Annotated in this window: 19 protein-coding genes and 1 riboswitch; of the genes, 11 read left to right on the top strand and 8 right to left on the bottom strand. The window is 45.9% G+C overall.

Going from position 1 to position 19,137, the window contains the following annotated elements:
* Nucleotides 1–163: 163 nt before the first annotated feature.
* Nucleotides 164–409, bottom strand: coding sequence for a hypothetical protein (locus tag QUA34_RS26205; protein WP_333330275.1), 246 nt, complete (start codon nucleotides 407–409; stop codon nucleotides 164–166).
* A 57-nt stretch (nucleotides 410–466) separates the two neighbouring features.
* Here QUA34_RS26205 and QUA34_RS26210 point away from each other — a divergent pair, with 57 nt between their 5' ends.
* The 6 genes from QUA34_RS26210 to QUA34_RS26235 all read left to right on the top strand — a co-directional run bounded on the left by QUA34_RS26210 (nucleotide 467) and on the right by QUA34_RS26235 (nucleotide 6,276).
* Nucleotides 467–1,210, top strand: a complete 744-nt coding sequence (locus tag QUA34_RS26210; RefSeq protein WP_333390018.1) for a hypothetical protein — start codon at nucleotides 467–469, stop codon at nucleotides 1,208–1,210.
* A 93-nt stretch (nucleotides 1,211–1,303) separates the two neighbouring features.
* A complete protein-coding gene (locus QUA34_RS26215) occupies nucleotides 1,304–2,725 on the top strand; it encodes an ABC transporter substrate-binding protein (RefSeq protein ID WP_333390020.1) in 1,422 nt (473 codons plus the stop codon).
* A gap of 216 nt (nucleotides 2,726–2,941) precedes the next feature.
* Nucleotides 2,942–3,520 carry a Uma2 family endonuclease gene (locus QUA34_RS26220; protein ID WP_333390022.1) on the top strand — a complete coding sequence of 193 codons (579 nt, stop codon included), beginning with the start codon at nucleotides 2,942–2,944 and terminating at the stop codon, nucleotides 3,518–3,520.
* A 38-nt stretch (nucleotides 3,521–3,558) separates the two neighbouring features.
* Nucleotides 3,559–3,703, top strand: a riboswitch (cobalamin riboswitch).
* Between the two features lie 162 nt (nucleotides 3,704–3,865).
* Nucleotides 3,866–4,306, top strand: a complete 441-nt coding sequence (locus QUA34_RS26225; protein ID WP_333329084.1) for a hypothetical protein — start codon at nucleotides 3,866–3,868, stop codon at nucleotides 4,304–4,306.
* Nucleotides 4,307–4,325: 19 nt separating this feature from the next.
* A complete protein-coding gene (locus tag QUA34_RS26230) occupies nucleotides 4,326–5,192 on the top strand; it encodes a methyltransferase domain-containing protein (RefSeq protein ID WP_333329086.1) in 867 nt (288 codons plus the stop codon).
* Nucleotides 5,193–5,427: 235 nt separating this feature from the next.
* Nucleotides 5,428–6,276, top strand: coding sequence for an ABC transporter ATP-binding protein (locus QUA34_RS26235; protein ID WP_333329089.1), 849 nt, complete (start codon nucleotides 5,428–5,430; stop codon nucleotides 6,274–6,276).
* Between the two features lie 3 nt (nucleotides 6,277–6,279).
* On the opposite strand, the gene QUA34_RS26240 is transcribed toward QUA34_RS26235, so the two are convergent.
* On the bottom strand, nucleotides 6,280–6,849 hold the full coding sequence (locus QUA34_RS26240; RefSeq protein ID WP_333390024.1) for a dihydrofolate reductase family protein: 570 nt from the start codon (nucleotides 6,847–6,849) through the stop codon (nucleotides 6,280–6,282).
* A 473-nt stretch (nucleotides 6,850–7,322) separates the two neighbouring features.
* Nucleotides 7,323–8,021: a diacylglycerol/polyprenol kinase family protein gene (locus QUA34_RS26245; protein ID WP_333329094.1), complete on the bottom strand. Its 699-nt coding sequence runs from the start codon at nucleotides 8,019–8,021 to the stop codon at nucleotides 7,323–7,325.
* Between the two features lie 207 nt (nucleotides 8,022–8,228).
* On the opposite strand from QUA34_RS26245, the gene QUA34_RS26250 reads away from it, so the two are divergent.
* Nucleotides 8,229–8,510: an antibiotic biosynthesis monooxygenase gene (locus tag QUA34_RS26250; RefSeq protein WP_333390026.1), complete on the top strand. Its 282-nt coding sequence runs from the start codon at nucleotides 8,229–8,231 to the stop codon at nucleotides 8,508–8,510.
* 80 nt (nucleotides 8,511–8,590) lie between these two features.
* Entirely contained in the window at nucleotides 8,591–9,070 is a 480-nt protein-coding gene (locus QUA34_RS26255) for a DinB family protein (RefSeq protein WP_333390044.1), read from the top strand.
* 313 nt (nucleotides 9,071–9,383) lie between these two features.
* On the opposite strand, the gene bicA is transcribed toward QUA34_RS26255, so the two are convergent.
* The 3 genes from bicA to QUA34_RS26270 form a co-directional block, all read right to left on the bottom strand.
* Nucleotides 9,384–11,057 (bottom strand): bicarbonate transporter BicA, encoded by a 1,674-nt coding sequence (gene bicA, locus QUA34_RS26260; RefSeq protein WP_333329098.1) that lies wholly within the window; start codon nucleotides 11,055–11,057, stop codon nucleotides 9,384–9,386.
* A gap of 374 nt (nucleotides 11,058–11,431) precedes the next feature.
* Entirely contained in the window at nucleotides 11,432–12,379 is a 948-nt protein-coding gene (locus QUA34_RS26265) for a glycosyltransferase (protein ID WP_333329202.1), read from the bottom strand.
* A gap of 96 nt (nucleotides 12,380–12,475) precedes the next feature.
* Nucleotides 12,476–12,946, bottom strand: a complete 471-nt coding sequence (locus QUA34_RS26270; RefSeq protein ID WP_333329100.1) for a tetratricopeptide repeat protein — start codon at nucleotides 12,944–12,946, stop codon at nucleotides 12,476–12,478.
* Between the two features lie 76 nt (nucleotides 12,947–13,022).
* Between QUA34_RS26270 and QUA34_RS26275 the strand changes: the two genes are divergently transcribed.
* Nucleotides 13,023–14,366 (top strand): glycosyltransferase family 4 protein, encoded by a 1,344-nt coding sequence (locus QUA34_RS26275; RefSeq protein WP_333390028.1) that lies wholly within the window; start codon nucleotides 13,023–13,025, stop codon nucleotides 14,364–14,366.
* Between the two features lie 34 nt (nucleotides 14,367–14,400).
* Nucleotides 14,401–16,323 carry a hypothetical protein gene (locus QUA34_RS26280; RefSeq protein WP_333390030.1) on the top strand — a complete coding sequence of 641 codons (1,923 nt, stop codon included), beginning with the start codon at nucleotides 14,401–14,403 and terminating at the stop codon, nucleotides 16,321–16,323.
* A 304-nt stretch (nucleotides 16,324–16,627) separates the two neighbouring features.
* On the opposite strand, the gene QUA34_RS26285 is transcribed toward QUA34_RS26280, so the two are convergent.
* Nucleotides 16,628–16,774, bottom strand: a complete 147-nt coding sequence (locus tag QUA34_RS26285) for a hypothetical protein (RefSeq protein ID WP_006635359.1) — start codon at nucleotides 16,772–16,774, stop codon at nucleotides 16,628–16,630.
* 319 nt (nucleotides 16,775–17,093) lie between these two features.
* A complete protein-coding gene (gene upp / locus QUA34_RS26290; protein ID WP_333329110.1) occupies nucleotides 17,094–17,729 on the bottom strand; it encodes a uracil phosphoribosyltransferase in 636 nt (211 codons plus the stop codon).
* Between the two features lie 610 nt (nucleotides 17,730–18,339).
* On the opposite strand from upp, the gene QUA34_RS26295 reads away from it, so the two are divergent.
* Nucleotides 18,340–18,912 carry a DUF4360 domain-containing protein gene (locus QUA34_RS26295; protein ID WP_333390031.1) on the top strand — a complete coding sequence of 191 codons (573 nt, stop codon included), beginning with the start codon at nucleotides 18,340–18,342 and terminating at the stop codon, nucleotides 18,910–18,912.
* The last annotated feature ends 225 nt before the right edge of the window (nucleotides 18,913–19,137 follow it).

Raw genomic sequence — 19,137 nt, forward strand, 5'->3', positions numbered from 1 at the left:
GATTTTAAATCACCCTAACCTTCCTTCAGTCTTGTCTTATGGTACTCTGGCTGCTTAAAAACTGTCCGGAGTATTGCGATAGTTGAGTTTTGCAATTTGAAGAAAGGACGCTCGTCCTCTCTTCAAGCTTTTTGTTAATTATAAAACGTGACATTATAGACAATTAGATGTAAAAGATGATACATAGAGTTGGACAAAAATCCATGAATTCACCAAAGTTTATCGCAATTACTTGTTCTACGATCCTAGCATTATCTGGAAATGCACTGTCTGCGATCGCACCAGAAACGCGATCGGGAAACAGCCCATTTCCCTGAAACTCTTGTGGGGGTGGGCATCCTGCCCGCCCCAAAGATAGAAATATGACTTTTATGAACTTAATTAATGAATTTAATGAATTGACTTTCACTTGGGCTTGTTTGATTATGTTAATAACATTAGCTGCAAATTAATTAAATATGAAATCATGAAAGAAACATCAGACAAGCTGGAACTGCGAGAGACGGCGGGATTTTGGATGAATCTATTCGTTGGGGGTAGTTTTTTGGCATTTGGTTTGCCTTTTGGTTGGTATTCCGGCAGTGTTTTCCTTTATTTATTTGCTGTAATTGGTTTGATGTTGGTGATATTCTCACAGATTGAGAGCGTTACATTTGATAAAAATCTCGGTCATCTGACTTTCAAGTGGGAACAACCACTCATTTTCAAAATCAAAGTGGTCAAACACCTGATTCAAGATATTTCAGGTGTGGAAATACAGAAGATTGAGGATAGTGAGAGTATTAAGTATCGTGTATGTCTGGTGCTGGAGTCAGGCAAGCGGTCTGTGCCTTTAACTTCATACTTCAGCACTGGTTTGGGAGACAAGCATAAAAAAGCCGAAGTCATTGCGACATTTCTGAATATCAAAAATTACGGTCTCGAAGGCTTTCCCAGACAACAAAATTCTAGCGAAGAACTTCAATGGGAGACTATAGAGGAGGAGATTGTCCACTGGGAAACTGCAATTAGAAGTGACTCCAATGATGCTGATTCTCACATCAGATTGGCATCGGCTTTGCTTAACCAAGACCAAATAAAAAACAAACAACAAGCAATAAGCCACCTAAAACAGGCAGAGGCTATTTTCAAAACTAAAGGCTATGACGAGGAAGCAATGCAGGTTTTCCAACTTTGGGGCGCGCTCTATTGGGGACTTCTGGGAAAGTGAGGTTTAGATGGAATTTTCTCTTCCCAGGCTCTGCTGGGAATACTTACCCCGAGGTTCGGCCTCCAAACACTATCAAAATAAGGAGAAAAAATCATGTATCAAGATACTAACAAAAGAAACAGCCCGCCGCCCATTTTTTTTATTATTGTACTCGGCTTAATTGGGTTTGGCGCATACAAGTTCCTTCCCGGTTTATTGAATGCCAAAAGTTCAAATACATCTACACCGACAACGAGCGCATCGGGAGCGATCGCAAGTCGCATCAGTTTAGGAAATCGGCTATTGGTAACATCCCAAACAACAGCAGAAAAAAAAGCCGGCGTTGAAGCTTTTGTCAATGGAGATTACCAAGCAGCCGTCAAAAAATTTCAGGATTCGCTGCAACAAAATCGCAACGATCCCGAAACGATTATTTATTTGAATAATGCCATTATTTATTTGAATAAGACCCCAGCCAGCAATGGTTCCCCCTTAAAAATTGCTGTCAGCGTCCCCATTGGTAGCAACCCCAATGTCGCGCAAGAAATCCTTCGAGGTGTCGCCCAAGCTCAGGATGAAGTCAATAATAGCGGTGGCATCAACGGTGCAAAACTGCAAGTAGAAATTGTCAACGATGACAACAGTCCAGAAGTGGTCAGAGATGTTGCAAAAGCATTAACAAACGATGCAAGTATACTAGCAGTAATTGGACACAATGCTAGCAACGCATCTCTCGAAGCTGCTCCGATATATCAGCAAGAAAAACTGGTAATGGTAACACCGACTAGCTTTGCCAATAATCTATCAGGATTTGGCAGCTACATATTTCGGACAGTACCCAATATTAGCGTCATGGCTGCTCCCTTAGCAGAATATGCAGTCAAAACAGCAGGCAAAACTAATATTGCTATTTGTTACGACTCCCAAGCACCGGATAATATATCATTTAAAGATGAATTTGTGGCATCTCTTACTGCTGCTGGCGGCAAATTAGTTCCCACTGTTTGCGACTTTTCACTCCCTTCTTTTAATGCGGAAAATGCCCTCGCCGATGCTGTCAGCAAAGGTGCACAAGGATTGATGGTAGCGCCCCACATCGATCGCATTGACCGTGCGATTTCTCTGGCTCGCATCAATCGAGGCAAATTGCCACTCTACGGCAGCACTACGCTCTACACCTTTCAAACTTTAAAAGACGGACAAAAAGACGTTGACGGGCTTGTTTTGCCCGTTCCCTGGCATCCTGAAACTAATCCCGGTAGCCGTTTCCCAGAAAATGCCCGCCAGCGTTGGGGAGGAATTGTGAATTGGCGAACAGCAACGAGTTTTGACGCGACTCAAGCTGTGATCGCTGGCTTGCGGCAAAGCAATACGCGGGAAGGATTGCAACAAGCACTCAGAAATGCGAGTTTTTCGACAGCAGGAGCAAGCGAGGATGTGAAGTTTTTGCCCACGGGCGATCGGGCTGGTAAGCCGATTTTAGTGCAAGTTAAACAAGGAGGAAGCACTGGCTATAACTTTGTCCCGCTGCGGTAAGTTTGTTAAGTGCGATCGCGCTCACATCTTGCACATTCTCAATCAGCCTTTCAGGGGCGGGCCGAATGCCCAACCCCTACTCCCCACAATAAAATTCCCTCTTTGTGGAACAGGCATCTTGCCTGTTTTTTAGCATGATTAAAATCTATTTTTCTGTTGAACTACCCAAATTTTTAAGATAAAATGAAATGAGTAGATTAAAGGAGAGCGTTGTGTATGATCGCGCCAGTTGAAACCAAAACCTACACCGCTGAGGAATATCTAGAATTAGAAATCAATTCTCAGGATCGGCATGAATTTATCAATGGGGAGATTGTTCTGATGGCTGGCGGCACACCGGATCACAATGAAATTACCACTAATTTAGTTGTTGCGCTGAAACTGGCGTTAAAAGGGAAACCATATCGGACTTTCAGTTCGGATCAGCGGCTTTGGGTTCCGCAGCTTAATAATTATACTTACCCGGATGTGATGGTGGTAGCGCGCCCGATCGAACTGCACTCTGGACGGACGGATACAATTACGAATCCGCTGCTAATTGCTGAGGTGCTGTCTAAAGGTACTAGAGCTTACGATCGAGATGAAAAGTTTGCTGCTTATCGCACTATTCCTAGTTTTAAGGAATATTTATTAATCGACCAATATCGGCTACAGGTGGAGCAATATTCTAAAACAGATGCGAATAAGTGGATTTTTTCGGAATATAGCTGTATGGGCGATAGGCTGACTTTAACCTCTATTCCTGTGGAGATTTCGCTGGCAGATTTGTATGAAAATATTGAGTTTGGTGAATAGGCGGACGCTTTTTTGTCAAATATCCCCAATAGTGGTAATATTCCCGTATATCGATCGGCTCTGATGGAGAACAGCCATCAGACGCAAGGGGGAAAGTTCGGTGCGAATCCGGCGCTGTCCCGCAACTGTAATGAGATCGTTGGATCTCTGAGTCAGGATGCCCGCCGATTTGTTTACAATCATGTTTTTCATCTGCGAGGTATGGATGATGGTGAGTTTATTATTTTTTTTATTATTGGATTGGGGTTTTTTAACCGCAGATATCAGCAGATAAACACAGATGAACGCTGATGTAATTCGATTTGTGTTCTGAAGGGTATCTTATTTTAAGGGAAATGAAAAGAAATGCGAGTTGAAGATAGTGTTTGGCAGGGTAGTTTTGGCTACTGGCAAAACTTGTTTATTCACCAAAATATTTTGCCGATCGGGCATACTGCTTGGAATGGTTTTTTGCATCGAGGACGAGGCTTGGTTGCTTGCAAAATCAATACTCCCATTAATGGCTCGGTGAATTGGAGTGTAGATACTATAAAGTACGATTTGCAATTTATTTCCGACTTGGAGGCAACCGTTTATTTACAGCAACTAGAAATAGAGGAAAATACTGTTTCCAATCTGCTGCAAATCATTGCTAGTTATGAACCCAAGGAAGCAATTATTTTTTTGTCGATCGCCAACGGTCACATTGATATCAATTTGTTGCAAAAGTTGGCAATTTCTCCTGTTGAGTGCTATGAACAAGTATGCAAGCGCTGGGAAGAATTTCAACTCTGCCCTAAATCCTAAAACTTACTAAAATTTCCGAATGCCGCAGCCAAAATCAATCGAAATTTCCAAAGTAACTCGCTACCAAAATGCAGCGCTTAATTACTATTTGGGCCTGACAGATTCGCCCTACCTTCACTACGGCTATTGGGAAACCCTACCTGTGCCCGCTGACGAACTAACGATCGCCCGATTGCGCCTCGCTCAGCAAGCTTATACTGTAAAACTGTTGGATGCAATCCCCAAAGGCACTCATACGATACTCGATGTGGGCTGCGGGATTGGCGGAAATGCGGCTTATTTGCTCGATCGAGGTTTTGCAGTCGAAGGGCTCGCACCCGATCCGTTTCAACAGCAGCGCTTTCTTAAGTGTACGGGCGATCGGGCAATCTTCCACCTCACGAGGTTTGAAGACTTCAAAGCAACCCATTTCTACGATCTTATTCTCTTTAGCGAAAGTAGCCAGTATATGTCGGCTGTTGATATTGCTAACGGTGCCGCCAAAATCCTCAATCAGGGTGGCTACGTTTTGCTGGCTGATATGCTACGATCTGATGCTAATTATAAAGAGGGAATGTTCTCTAATTGTCATGTTGTTACGGAACTTCATGCAGCATTAAAGCAGGCTGGATTCACTTTAGTAAAAACTGAGGATATTTCCGCCCATATTTTGCCAACAATCGATTTGTATGTAGATACTTTCCGCCGATATGGACTAAATACAATGATCTATGTTGCAGATTTGATTGCGATAACAGTTCCGCCCGTCCACAAATTCCTGCGCTGGATATTTCGCCGCTGGTTCAAGAAGTTGGTGGTTGAAGGATTGGAGGCAAGTCAACTTTTTGAGCAACATCTCTGTTATGAAATGCAACTTTGGCAGTTGTCAAAATCTGATCTAGGCTGACACAAATATAGCAATTCAATTCTACATCCTTTGTAATTTTCTTACTCCCTCCCCTTGATAAGGGGAGGGTTGGGGAGGGGTAAAAAGTTGACGACTGCTGCAAGGATTGCTATAGAATGGAAATCGGTAATCGGTAATTAGTAATCATTCATCGGTAATCGGTAATTGGAGGCAGAGCCTCCGGGTATTTATTCCCAGGCAGAGCCAGGGAACAAGGCTATAACAAATAACAAATATGTCTCAATGGATTCTCGAATTCGATCGCACTTCCTACTCCTATCCCTGCGGTTCGCGAGTGGCAATTCAGGGTTTAAATCTAAAAGTCCCCGCTGGCAAACGGTGCGGGCTGATCGGTCAAAATGGCTGTGGCAAAACCACCTTTTTTCTGTTAGCAAATGGCTTGTATCAACCGCAACAGGGAATCATTAGCTGGCAAGGTGAACCCTTTAGCTACGATCGCAAATCTTTGATGCAACTGCGCCAACAAATCGGACTCGTCTTTCAAAATCCCGAACATCAATTAGTAGCTTCGACGGTAGAAGAAGATATTTCCTATGGATTGTACAATTTAGGCTTGAGAGAATCCGAAATTGCTCAACAGGTGCAACAGGCGATCGAGCAATTCGATCTAAGCGAACTCACCCGCGAACCAATTCACAATCTCAGTTTGGGCCAGAAAAAGCGGGTTTCCATCGCCGATATCATGGTTCTCAAGCCCAAACTGCTGCTGCTAGATGAACCTACCGCCTATCTCGATCCGCGTCACACCCGACAACTGATCGGTTTACTTCAACAAATTCACAGCGCTGGAACCACTATCCTTTTAGCAAGTCACGACCTCGATTTCATCTACCGCTGGGCTGATTGGGTGTTTGTAATGGATCGAGGAAAATTGATTTTAGAAGGAACACCGGAAACCGTTTTTGCTCAGCGGGATGTGTTGGAACAATTGCAACTTGGCGTACCACTGGCGATCGAGCTAATGGAGCAAATAAGGGCGATCGTTGAGAGAGATGGTAGCTCAAAAGTAAAGACTTTTGAGCAGTGGCAACAACAGATTTTACAAGCGCGCCGGCTGCTTTAAAGATTAAGCAGTTGTGTCATCGGCCGGGACAGGAACTTCATAGCGCAACTCCGCGAAGGCATCTCCATAAACCTTCGCGGATAAAAGTCTTAGCGGGGGTGTTGTGATCGTGCGCGGTAGCAACGGTGCTCCGCTACCAAGTGTCACCGATGCAATTGACACAATTACCTCATCAAGCAACCCACGATCGTAAAATTGACCGACCAGATCGCCACCTCCTACAAGCCAAATATTCTTGTTTCCTGCCGCCGCGATCATCTCTTGATGGACAGGTAAGACATCCCCTTTCACAAATCGAATATCTGCACCCTCGATCGCAGGCATAGTCCGAGAGGTAAATACCCAAGCCGGTTGTTCATAAGGCCATGCTTGGGGATGATCGGCACCTTCATCCATCTGATGGGTCAGAATCCATTCATAAGTAGTTGCTCCCATTGCTACTGCCCCTACTTCGCGGAGGAAATTAGGATAGCTGTCTCCCGCCTCGCCGAACTGAAACAACCAATCGAGAGAGTTGTGTGAATCAGCAATAAAACCATCTAAGCTGGCGGAGGTGTAATATTGAGTTTTCATTAAAAGTAACCTCTAAAATGCCTTTACGGATTAAAAGACAAAACGCCTTCTATTGTAGAGCGTTCAAGCGTGCCTTGTCTATAATTTAAAAAAGTGAAAGATAGCGATCGCACTCTTCACCTTCATTTCCCGTTATTTGGTGAGGAGATGAACGGGTGACGAGGTGCGATCATCACCCTAATGGCTAGCAGCTTGGTGTAGTGGTGGCGATCGAGCTTATGGAGCAAATCAGGGCGATGTTTCCCCCAGACGATCTCTCAAAAATCCCCGCTTTCGAGCAATGGCAACAACAAATTTTACAAGCACGTCGGCTGCTTTAACGAGACTTAGATAATTGATAATTGGCGTTGCTGATTCACGGTATGAATCACCTTTGAGCTGAAGTTACAAAACTTACCCTCAAGCGGGTTTATAGCAATTGAGAAATCTTGAATTCATACCTCTATTCAGCAACGACTGGGGGGAAGTTCAGATTACACATTACCAATTAAAAATTGATTTAGGAAAAAGGCGATCGCCCCACTGCCGATCGGCACAGTGAGATTGTCAATTCCCAGCTTGGAAACCGACTCCAAAGTAGCAGCAACTAAAGCTACAACAGCCGACACAGCCCAAGTTTGCCAAACTGCGCCTTGAACCGCCAGCAAAATCAAACTGCTAACAGCAAAACTCACCAAATACATAGTTGCAGAACCTTCCCAACTCTTCTTAATTCCCCCAACTCGATAAATATGTTTGCCGTATTTCTGGCCGATGACAGCAGCCAATCCGTCGCCCCAAGTCATGACTAAAATGCCCAAAGCAGCGTACTCCTGATGTTGTAGCGGCCAAAACCAAGCTACGAGAACGCTGATACTAACAGCATAGAAAAAAGTCCCCAAACTCTTCCGGTTGATACTGTTAAGACTGGGCAAAATCGGAACTTGGTAAGAAATTAGGGCGATCGCACCTGCTAAAACCCCTGCCGAAACCCCCACCCAACCGGGTATTTCCAGCCACCACGCCAGCAAAATCACGTTCCCAGTACCGATGTGAACCACCTTCCGCGATACTTCCGGATCGACAGAAGTAAAGCGATTTAACCCCTCAGCTACCAATAAAATCAAGCCCAACCAGACTCCCACGAGGGAAATTTGCAGCCACACAGTCGGAATTTCAGAAAATATAGACACGATATTTAGGAAAAACTTATTTACATCAGGCACTCTTTACTACTTTAGTGGAAAGCGCGATCGCTCTGTTCAGTGTTGGGAGGATTTTCAACCGTCGCTACGGTATAATTTACTCGTTCTCCTGTGGTCGCTTTTGGAGACAAGGTGAGTTAGTCTAATCAAATTTAGTCGTTTGAAGTTTTGAGAGGCTCAGAGAATCTGATTACTATGCAGTATGTCTTAATTATTCATGAAGTAGAAAATTATGAAGCTTGGAAACAGGTATTCGAGCGTGCTGAAAGCATCCGAAAAGAAGCTGGCGAGCGCTCCTATCAGGTCTTGAAGTATGACAATGAACCAAACAAAATTGTTCATTTCTCCGCGTGGACATCAATCGCAGATGCTAGGGCGTTTTTTGAGTCGCCTAGACTGGTTAAAATTAGAGAAGAAGCCGGAGTTAAAGCTCCTGAGTTTATTTATCTCGACCAATTAGAGTCAGGAGTATTGTGAAAGACCTATTTGTATAATGTAAGTTGTTCAAACTATGTGATTATGTTTTGAGTATGTACGACGGTAGCTACTACCAGCTAATGGCAGAGTACAATTGCTGGATGAATCAAAATCTATATTCGGTCTGCTCGGCAATTCCTGATGAACAGCGCAAACAGGATATGGGTGCCTTTTTTAAGTCGATTCATGGCACTTTGAATCACTTACTGTATGGTGACAAAGCATGGATGGGTCGTTTCACTCTTCACCCATTTTCTGGTACCGTTATCGGTCAAGAACTGTATGCTGACTTTGAGGTTTTGAGAGCAGAACGGGAGACAACGGATCGGCAAATTATAGAATGGTCTAGACACCTTAATTCTGACTGGTTGAGTCAACCATTTGAGTACACAAGCAATGTAGATGGTAAATGCCGCGTGCTACCGACTTGGGTTTTGGTGACACATATGTTCAATCATCAAACTCACCATAGAGGGCAAATTACCACACTGCTCAAACAACTTGGCTACGACCCAGGCGTTACAGATATTCCGTGGCTACCCGCTATATCAATCGGATAATTTCAGGTTGGATAGCTACACGCCTGAAGACTCGGCGGTTAAAACCTAGTCTACACTTGCCTCTCGTCCCAGCAGAGGAGACTGAAGAAAATCAAGAATTCATATCAATTCCGGTTGCACGAGCGAGATGATTGTTGACTGTTGACTGTTGGCCGTTGACTAAAATTATGCTTTCGGGACAACTGACTGTTTGGACACTTGAACAATACTGATACAACCGGAAACGAGATGAAACGATCATCGAGCCATAGAAATAGCAGGAGAAACTGGCACTCCTGCTAAACCACTACTATTTGGGCGAATTCGCGCCTTGTTACGCCGGCACTCCCAAGGGGATGCCTTTGTTGTCAACCACAGCGACGGCTTGTCGCAAGGCTGCGGTACGATCGCTCATGACATGCTCTGGCGCGATCAGATCCAACAATCCCAACTTCTGCAAGCGCTGCTGAATTTTCTCGCTGGCACCGACGATGTAAACCTGCAAACCCTTATCGCAGGCATCGCGAATCGCATTTTCGATCGCCAGCGAAGCCGTCACTCCCAGCATGGGCACAGCACTCAAATCCATCACCAAAGCATCCGCATCCTTCATAGCATTGTGTTCGCGGGAGATCGCCTTCGACAACCCAAAAATCATCGGGCCGCTCAAGCAGAACAGCAACACGCGCCCCCTACCCCGATCCAAGAGTTGCTTCTCCTCCTGACTGAGGAGAACCTCATCATCCGTATCGGAAATCAGCTTCACTCCTGCAGACTGCAAACTACTCAACCGTTCGATCGTCAGGATATTGGCAATAAAGACGCCCACACCCACCGCGACAATCAGATCCACAAACACAGTCAAAAACAGCACCCCGTACATGATCAGGGAACCCTTAACAGATACTTTGTGCGATCGTTTCAGGAAACTCCAGTCAAGAATATCAATCCCCACCTTCAGCGCAATCCCCGCCAACACCGCCATCGGAATCGGTTCAGTTAACTTCGCCGCCCCCAAAACCACCACCAGCAACACCAACGCCCGAGTTAAACCCGACAACGCCGAAGTCGCGCCTGTTTGGATATTGACCACAGTTCCCATCGTTGCCCCGGCGCCCGGTAAGCCACCGCAGATCCCCGATACGATGTTGCCAATTCCTTGACCGATCAACTCCTTATCGGACTTGTGCTCGGTCCGCGTTAGACTGTCCGCCACCACTGCCGTCAGCAAGGTATCGATACAGCCCAGCATCCCCAGCATCACCGCATCCACAAACATCACCGTGATTTGACCGGCGGAAAAAGTCGGCAATTGCAAGGGGGGCAGTCCCACCGGAATTTCGCCAATCCGGCGAATCTCCGCGCCCTGGAACACAGTCATGGAAATTACCGTGCCGACAATCAGCGCTATCAATTGCGGGGGTACGATTTTCTTCACCTGTTTGGGCATCAGGAAAATAATTGCCACCGTCAAGGCACCCAGAATTGCTTCCGGCGGATTTATGTTCGCTAGCAACTGCGGAATTGCTAAAAAAGTGCCCAAAACACCGCCCTTGGGCGGGGCTTGACCCAGAAAGGGTGCAATTTGCAGAATGATCAAAATCACGCCAATTCCCGACATAAAGCCGGAAATCACGCTGTAGGGCATCAGGGTGATGTATTTCCCTAGCTTGAAAATACCAAAGATGATTTGACACAACCCCGCCAGCATCACAACGGTAAACGCCATTGCTAGCCCTTGTTCGGGATTGCTGGCGGTGAGGGATGCGACGATCGCAGTCATCACCACAGTCATCGGCCCGGTGGGTTCAGAAATCAGTGTTGGGGTGCCACCAAACAGCGCCGCAAAGAAGCCAACGCAAATGGCACCGTACAGTCCCCCGATCGGCCCGACTCCGGAAGCGACCCCGAAGGCGAGGGCCAGGGGCAGCGAGACGATGGCAGCCGTGACACCGCCGAAGATGTCGCCCTTGAGATTATTAAAACGAATCTGATTAGTTATTGACATGAGTGGTGCATTAATAAACTAGACAGAATTTAACAATGCTGACTTTGATCCCTTTACCCAGTGTCTGGGCAAAAGTTTTCCCTAATCGCCTGACAGATAGCACAAGCAGGGCAGACCCAAGGAAAGGTCTGTACTTGTGCCCGATCGATGTCAAACTCGTAAATACTTAATTTTTTAGTATTTCTTAATTTCTTAATTTAATGTAAAACGTGTCCGATCGAATTTTTATTTTTTGCTGCCGACTCTCGGAACAATCCCCCGCAAGTTCCTGCTCTAGCCAAATCTGAACCAATCTCAAGGCCAGACAAAACCCCGTACTCTTATTAAAATTAATATATGAGCCGCTGCTGATAATTAATAACTCTTATTGATGGTTATTTCATCAACTCTCGCACAAACTCAAACGCCCTTGGACGCAACTCGACGGGCAGCAGCGACAATCCCAAACCAGCCCACATTTTCGCATCAGAAACCGACTTTCCAGCCCGCACCATCGATCGCCCTTTTGCAGTTTCACCCACCTCAATCAGTCGCAAACCTAGCGCTAATTGAGTTTCGGCAATCCTTTTGAGCCTGACTGTTTCCAACTTCTCCGACTCAAACTCGTACCCGGTCAAATAGCGCAATTTATCGCTTAAATACGGAATTGCCCGATCGACTCCTTGCTGTCCTGCATGAACTCGATACTCCATCAACAGCTCCGGCAAGTAGTAGCACTTTTTGCCCGCAATCGCAAGTCTCACAAACAAATCGTTATCTTCGCAATTTTGCAAATTCGGCCGCAGAAATCCGACTTCTTCCAGCGCGCGGCGTCGAAACAAAGTCGCCCCTATTTGCAAACTCTGTCTCAGAAACACTGCAGGGAGCAAATCTTCAATAATTCCCGGCGATAATTCGGTGCGGCCCCACCGCTGCGAATTGAGTTTCGTCTGGTTTTCGTCAATATAATTGTTAATGTCGATCACCCAGTGATCGGTACTGACAAAATCGATGCTGGGGTCTTTATCTAAAATAGCCGATGTCCGCTCTAGAAATTGCGCGCTCAGGCGATCGTCATCGTCAAACTTGATAAAATATTTGCCCCTTGCCGCCGCAAAGCCCGATCGCATATTATTACTCTTGCCGATATTCTGCGGGTGGCGAATGTAGCGAATCCCGCGATCGACAAATTCCGACATCAACAGAGGAGTGCTGTCAGTAGAACCGTCATCACAGATAATTAATTCAAAATCTGTATAAGTTTGAGCGAGCACGCTGGCGATCGCACTTGCCAACAAATGCACTCGATTGTAAGTAGGAATGCAAACGCTAATTTTCGGCACTACGACTATTGTCAATTTTAAATTGTGGAAAAAATTCGCACTTCAGTCTAGGAAAATAAACCACCAATGCCCAATGCCCTGTTTGGCCAATGTATTTTAACTCAAACGAGCCGTACACTCCAGAATTAACTTTTGATTCACCAAAGCAAAAGGTTGAATTTCCAAAGCGCGACGAAAAGCTTGAATAGCATTTAGGTATTCTCCCAAGGCAGCGTAGCACAAACCCAGGCCGTGCAACGCCCCAAAATGCACCGGGTTGAGTTTGAGGACAATTTCGCAGTCGTCGATCGACTTTTTATAATTTCCTTGAGTATAGTGAAGTACGGCGCGTCGGTTCCAAGCTTCCGCAAAATCCGGCGCTTCCGCAATCAATTTCGTCAGCAAATCCAAAGCGTGGTGAACATCGCCTGCATCCAGCGAAACTTGCGATCGCCTGAGAATTTGCATCCCATAGTCACCCTTCTGGTTAAACCAAGTGCGCCAGAGTTCTGTAGTTGCCCGATCGCGAACACTTTCGTCGGGCTTTTTCAAGTCTTCGAGCAGCGCCTTAACAGATAATTCGTCCATAGGTGAGAAGATTGTTAAAAAGATTTTATCAATCAATTTTATCGCGCAAGCGGCAACTTTATTTATTCCACATCCCATGAAGATTTTGATGCTTTCCTCGACTTTTCCCTATCCACCCAGCCGCGGAGGAACTCAGGTAAGGACGTTTAATTTATTACAATACTTGAGCCGGCGACATGATGTAATTCTCGGCACTGTACGATCGCCCGATGTCACCGATGCACAAATCGACGCATTGCGCCAGCAAGTTGCAGAATTGGCAGTTTTTCCCCATCCGCAGACACCCCCCCAACCCCCCCTTGCTAAGGGGGGGCTAAGACTCCAGCAGGAGACTGAGGAAGGATTTTTACCTCCCCCCCTTAACAAGGGGGAGACTGAGGGGGGGTTCTCTGAAATAATAGGAAAATTCCACAGATTCAGTCGATTTTTGTTGTCCGGGACACCTCCAAACGTACTCTCAAGCTACTCCCAAGCAATGCAGAATTGGGCCGACGAATTGGTAACAGCAGGCAAATGCGATGCTGTCACCTGCGAACACAGCGTTAACGAGATTTACGTGCGTCCAGAATGGCGGCAAAAACTGCTGACAGTGGCAAACATTCACAGTTCCGTTTGGGGAACTTGCAGGGAAATGTTAGCAACCGGCACCTCCGAAAAACCCCTGCGCGATCGACTAAATTTACCGCTACTCGCCCGCTACGAAAAACGCTACTGTTCCAAATTCTCCCGCATTGTTGCGACAACATCCACAGACAGAGAGCAACTCCTCGAATTACTGTTGCCTCCGGTTCGAGTGCGAGGAAAACAAGATTTTTTTGTACCTCCCATAGATGTAATTCCTAACGGCGTGGATTTAACTCAATTTCCCTATAGGCCGATCGATCCGGGAGGACACACCTTAATTTTTGCAGGCGCAATGAACAATTTGCCCAATATTGACGCGGCGCGGTTTCTCAGTTTGCAAATACTGCCACCTTTGCAGCAGCGCTATCCTGATGCTACCCTCACCCTAGTAGGGGCTTCGCCAGTCCCGGAAGTGATCGCCTTGGGGGAACTTCCGGGAATTCAAGTAGTAGGTCGGGTGCAAAGGGTGGCAGAATATTTGCATCAAGCTGCTGTTTGTGTGGTGCCGATGCGGATTGGTTTTGGGATTAAAAATAAAACTTTGGAGGCGATGGCTGCGGGAACTCCCGTGGTTGCTAGCGATCGAGGTTTGGAGGGTTTAGCCGTCGATGGCGGCCCACAACTGATAAGAGCCTTGCGGGCCAACAAAGTTCAAGAGTACGTTGAGGCGATCGCTAGTTTGTTTGAAAATCAGCAGCTAAGACAGGAGATCTCTGTCAGCGCTCGATCGCTCGTTGACAGCCAATACACTTGGGATATCATAGGTCGGCAGTACGATCGGCTATTGCAATTTTAAACTCTAAATTCTAAAATCTGAATTCTAAAATGGCATGATGGAACACAAAATTAACCCCTCAAAAAATCGAGCCAAACCCCCAGAAAATCCCAAAGTTGCTCCTCCTCCGACAAGACGCCGGCGCCAAACCCGACGCCCCAAAAATCTTCAAGAGTCCCAGCGTCCAATACCTACTCCCCGAACTCGCGCCAGATATCCCTGGAAAAGACTGATAACTAATTTGACAGCCCTCAGCGTCTTGTGTGGCTGTGCAGCTTTAATGGGAGGCGGCGCTTGGCTGAGTTATCAGCTAATTGTCGATCCCAATGGCAACAAGTTGATCTCTCAGTTTGTGCCGGAATGGTCGCGCCTGCATACAGGTAGTAGAGATTCGATCCAAACTCTCGATCAAATCAAAGCCAGCATCCGCAAATTGGGATTCGTAACCGGAGAAGCCCTGCCGCTTCCCGTCGATCAATCCCGCGATAATTCTATTTCCGATTTGCTATTGCCGGTAATGGTAGAAAGAACTGTTAAGGCTTCTACTGTTTGCAAAAATCCTTGTCGTCAAATTGTCGAACTTCGGGTGTACAAGCGGGTGCAGCTTCCCGATCGCAGTTCCGATAAAGAGCAGTATTTTCAGCTAGCAAGTTCTGTGAATCTAGAAGGCCCTGCGGAATCTTTTGTCATTGCTTCTTTAGCTGACTCTACATCTAACAATCAAGCCTCCAATCAGTCCCTACCCCTAACAGAACTGCGGCGATTTGACGGAAAGCCCCCCGCCTCCGGCATTTGGTTTAATGTCAGTGGTCAACTAAAGCAGGGCGAAAAGAAAATTCCCTACGGACAAGTCGTTCGCTACAACCCCAGCCAAAATCATTTAATGCCACTGTTGGAGTGGGCGAGTGCGGCCGGACAACCGCCGAATTGGCAGCAAATTGTTAAGGGCGAAAACCCGCAGTTGGCGATCGACCAAACAGTTGGTTTAGAGCCACAATTTACCCTTTATCAAATTGGCCCGCGCAAATTTTTGCCCAACCCAGTTCAGTTAACCGCGATTTCTTTAGAAGAATTTGCCTTCAATGACGAGACTTACAAAAATGGGCTGCGACTTGCCAAAAGCGGCCTGTGGTCTCCAGCATTAAATGTCATGCGTGTGGCGAAGGGGAAAGCTGGCAAAAATTGGCCTGCAGTCGCGCAAGCTCAGCTAGAAACGATCGAATTTCACGCTAAAATTACTCGGGCTCAGGCGATCGCATCTTGGGCCAGTCCCGGTCAACAAGTTCTCGCAGAATTGATCGACGGCCGCTGGACCGAAGCTTTGCAAGTATTTGAAGCCGATCCGAGTAACAGTCACGAAATAGCCACAACCCTCAAAAATGACAGCGGGCGGATCTGGAACCGCATCGACGCCGCCTTGAGAGTGAATGCCGCTGACGCCGATGTCAAGGCTTGGGGCGCCCTGATTGTAGCGTCTCAAGACGGAACTCGTGAGGCGATGAATTGGCTCGACCAGCAATCAGATACTGACAGCGAAACCAGAACTCGAATTCGGAATTTGGTCAACAAACTTCAGGAAGCAGTTTCTCAGGCGGAAAGTTTAGAAGACCACAAGAGTCAAATTATGGGTTCTGCTACTTTAATTAACAGTGTCAATCCCGCTGAGTGGCTGGAACCAGAACCGAACAATGAGTTAAAATTGGCAGGAGAACAAGTTTGGTATCAGGTGCAGGTAGCGAGTTTTTACGATGGTAGTCGCTGGGTTAATTCGCCATTTTCTGATGTAGAAGTGAGTTCTTTTCCTGCTACTCAAGTCAAGTGGCTCTGGGGGCGGCTAGGATTACAGGCTGACCCCAAGATTAAAATTGAGGTAGCGATGGCTAACGGTCAACAAAGAGTTGCTGTAGGAACGGTGAAAGCAGTGCAGATTCAAGACGGAAGTCTGCGCTTGCTGGCGGCGGTTGACAAGCGATCGTAATCTGGCAGAAAGCATTCGGCAGATAGAACAGTCCCGGAGGCACTCTTGACACAAAGAAACCGGGTTTTTTTACCGTTTCTGCCGATTGCAACAGAAGTATTTTCGTAAAAAAACCCCGTTTCCTGGCACCCATGCGTCCAAAACTAGGAAAAAGGAAAATGCTTTCTTCTCCCCCTCCCGCAACTCATCGAGAAGCGCAATCTCAAAACTCTTCCCCTTGCCACTTATCGCTCTTGAACAACAATGCAGACAAAAATTTTGTTAATTAAATTAACACAAGTTGCACACAAAAAACCCAGAACTCTCAAATCGCGCCTTTTTTAGAGAGTGCTGCAATCATCTGGCGTTTGACTGCTTTAGCCCAAAGCTCAAACTCCAAACTGTTGATATTGTTAATTTTCACTTCCTCAACAGGCTGAGTTGGGGCTTCTTTCTGTGCTGTAGTCTCCATTGTTTTTTCCTCGTACAAAAATTGTTAGTAGTCGATCGCAAACGGTTAACGTCATACATCTATTTTATGAATTAATTCCTGCGATTAATTACACTAAAGGCAGAGATTTTAACCATAAAATGCAGTAAATACATTGAGATAATGCAATTTACGAATATAATGTAAGAAAATCCTACAACCATTGCTGTATATAGGCTTTCCCTGACATTAAAATCTTACAATTTACATTGTTTGGCACTATCAAACCAATAGTTATGTTAGTAAAATTATTTTTAAATGAATGTATTGACATATACAGCCCAAAATCATTTTGTTGAATTCACATAGTGCCGTAAAGTCGATCGCCCGCATCTCCCAGTCCGGGTACAATATAGCCGTGCTCGTCCAAACACTCGTCAACAGCAGCCGTATAAATCTGCACGTCAGGGTGTTGTTCGTGAAAGTGCCCCACTCCCTCCGGCGCTGCCAGTAAGCACAAAAATTTAATAGACTTCGGATTAACTTCTTTCAGCCTATCCACTGCCGCCACTGCTGAATTACCAGTAGCCAGCATCGGATCGACAATTAAAACATCTCGCTGTTCGATATCCTGGGGAACTTTGAAATAATATTCAATCACCATCCGAGTTGTCGGATCGCGGTACAAACCAATATGTCCTACCCTCGCAGACGGAATCAGCTCTAAAATACTATCTAACAGTCCCTGACCAGCGCGCATAATCGAAATAATTACAATTTTCTTTTCTGCCGCCAGCACCGGTGCATTCATTTTGGCGATCGGCGTTTCTATGAGTTCGTATTTTAGCGGCAAATCTCGCGTCACTTCATAGGCTAGCAGCAGTCCAATCTCTTTCAGCAATTGGCGAAATTTGGCCGTGCTCGTTTGAGTTTGCCGCATCAGAGTTAACTTGTGCTGTATCAAAGGATGGTCAATGACAGTAACTTTAGGACTCATTTTTTTGAATAATTAATTAGCTTTATTCTAACTTATCAGCCATCAACGCCTTCTTGACGAAAAAAAAATCGGTTTCTGTGACCCCTGCATCCAGGACTACTTATATCAAACCTGTATTGAAAACAGGAATACCGCGCGAATAAAATTCGCTTCTACACTTGCCTTTTTTCCGCGCAGCGCGACACTAAATATGCGAGGTTTGAAAATACACAAATATGTCATTCTCTCGTTTCCTCTCCTTCCGGCCCTCTGCCTGGGAACGCACATCCGGGGACAAAAGCCTCCCGACTGGTCTCGCTCGCTTTCTCGCGAGCCGTCTAAGCCTGTTAACACAGATCCGGAGTTTCGCACCGAAATCTTCCGGAACTTTTAGGAGCAGACATGAATCATAGAAAGTATCAGCAGAAAACCTATTTTTTCGATTAATTCACTAATTGAAAAAACCTGATAAGGAACTTCACATAAGGTCATAAGCTTGGCTGTAATGGCTTTTCATCTTTCCACATGAAAGCGGTTATATCCCCGTCTAAAAAACATTACCTAAATTCAGTTCCAATTTTTTAGGGTGCTCCTAACACACAACTTTACTTATGAAGTAAGGAGAACATCCATGAAGTTTGTAAAACTATTGCTAGCTACGGCATTAATCACTGCTTCTATCAGCCCCGCCTTGGCTAATCCTGCCGTTCAAATTTTAGGTGCAAGCTACGGCGGTAGCGGTTGCCCAGATCGCTCCGCCAGCGTCAGCGTCAGCCCAGACGGTCAAGAACTGACCATCCTATTTGACAAGTTTGCAGCCCTGGGAAATGTCTCAGCAGAAAGCCGAAAAAGCTGCAATCTGAGCATTCCCATCAAAGTACCCCAAGGCTTCCAAATTTCTATCTACGATGCTGATTATCGCGGCTACGTGGCTCCTAAAACCACAGGCAACCTGCGAGCAGAATACTTTTTCGCTGGAACCCGCGGCCCCATTTTTAATCGGAATCTCAGCGGCGAAACTAACTACAATGTTCGAGATAGCTTAGCCACTTTAGCTAATGTTTGGTCTCGCTGTGGTGACAGTGTAAATATGAGAGTAAATGCTGCAATGACAGCCCGCGGTGCCGGCATGGCCACCGTTGACTCCTTCGATTTGGCTCATCGCGGTTTAGTTTATCACGTCAAATATCGCACTTGTCGCTAAGCAGCTTGTTGGGAGTGTAGTGTGAGGTATTGTTTTCAGGTTTAAATTTTGAATTTTAAGTTGGAAGAGGGAATAATTTTCCCTCTTCCTTCTTGCTTCTTCCCTCTTGCTTCTTCCCTCTTCTTGACATCCGTTACGCCTGATATCTTGCACCATTATCGAGAACAGGCAAGATGCCTGTTCCACAAGAAAATTTATATTGTGTGGAACAGGCATCTTGCCTGT

The sequence above is a fragment of the Microcoleus sp. POL10_C6 genome, from assembly GCF_036701585.1.
In the GTDB taxonomy this organism is placed as follows: domain Bacteria; phylum Cyanobacteriota; class Cyanobacteriia; order Cyanobacteriales; family Microcoleaceae; genus Microcoleus.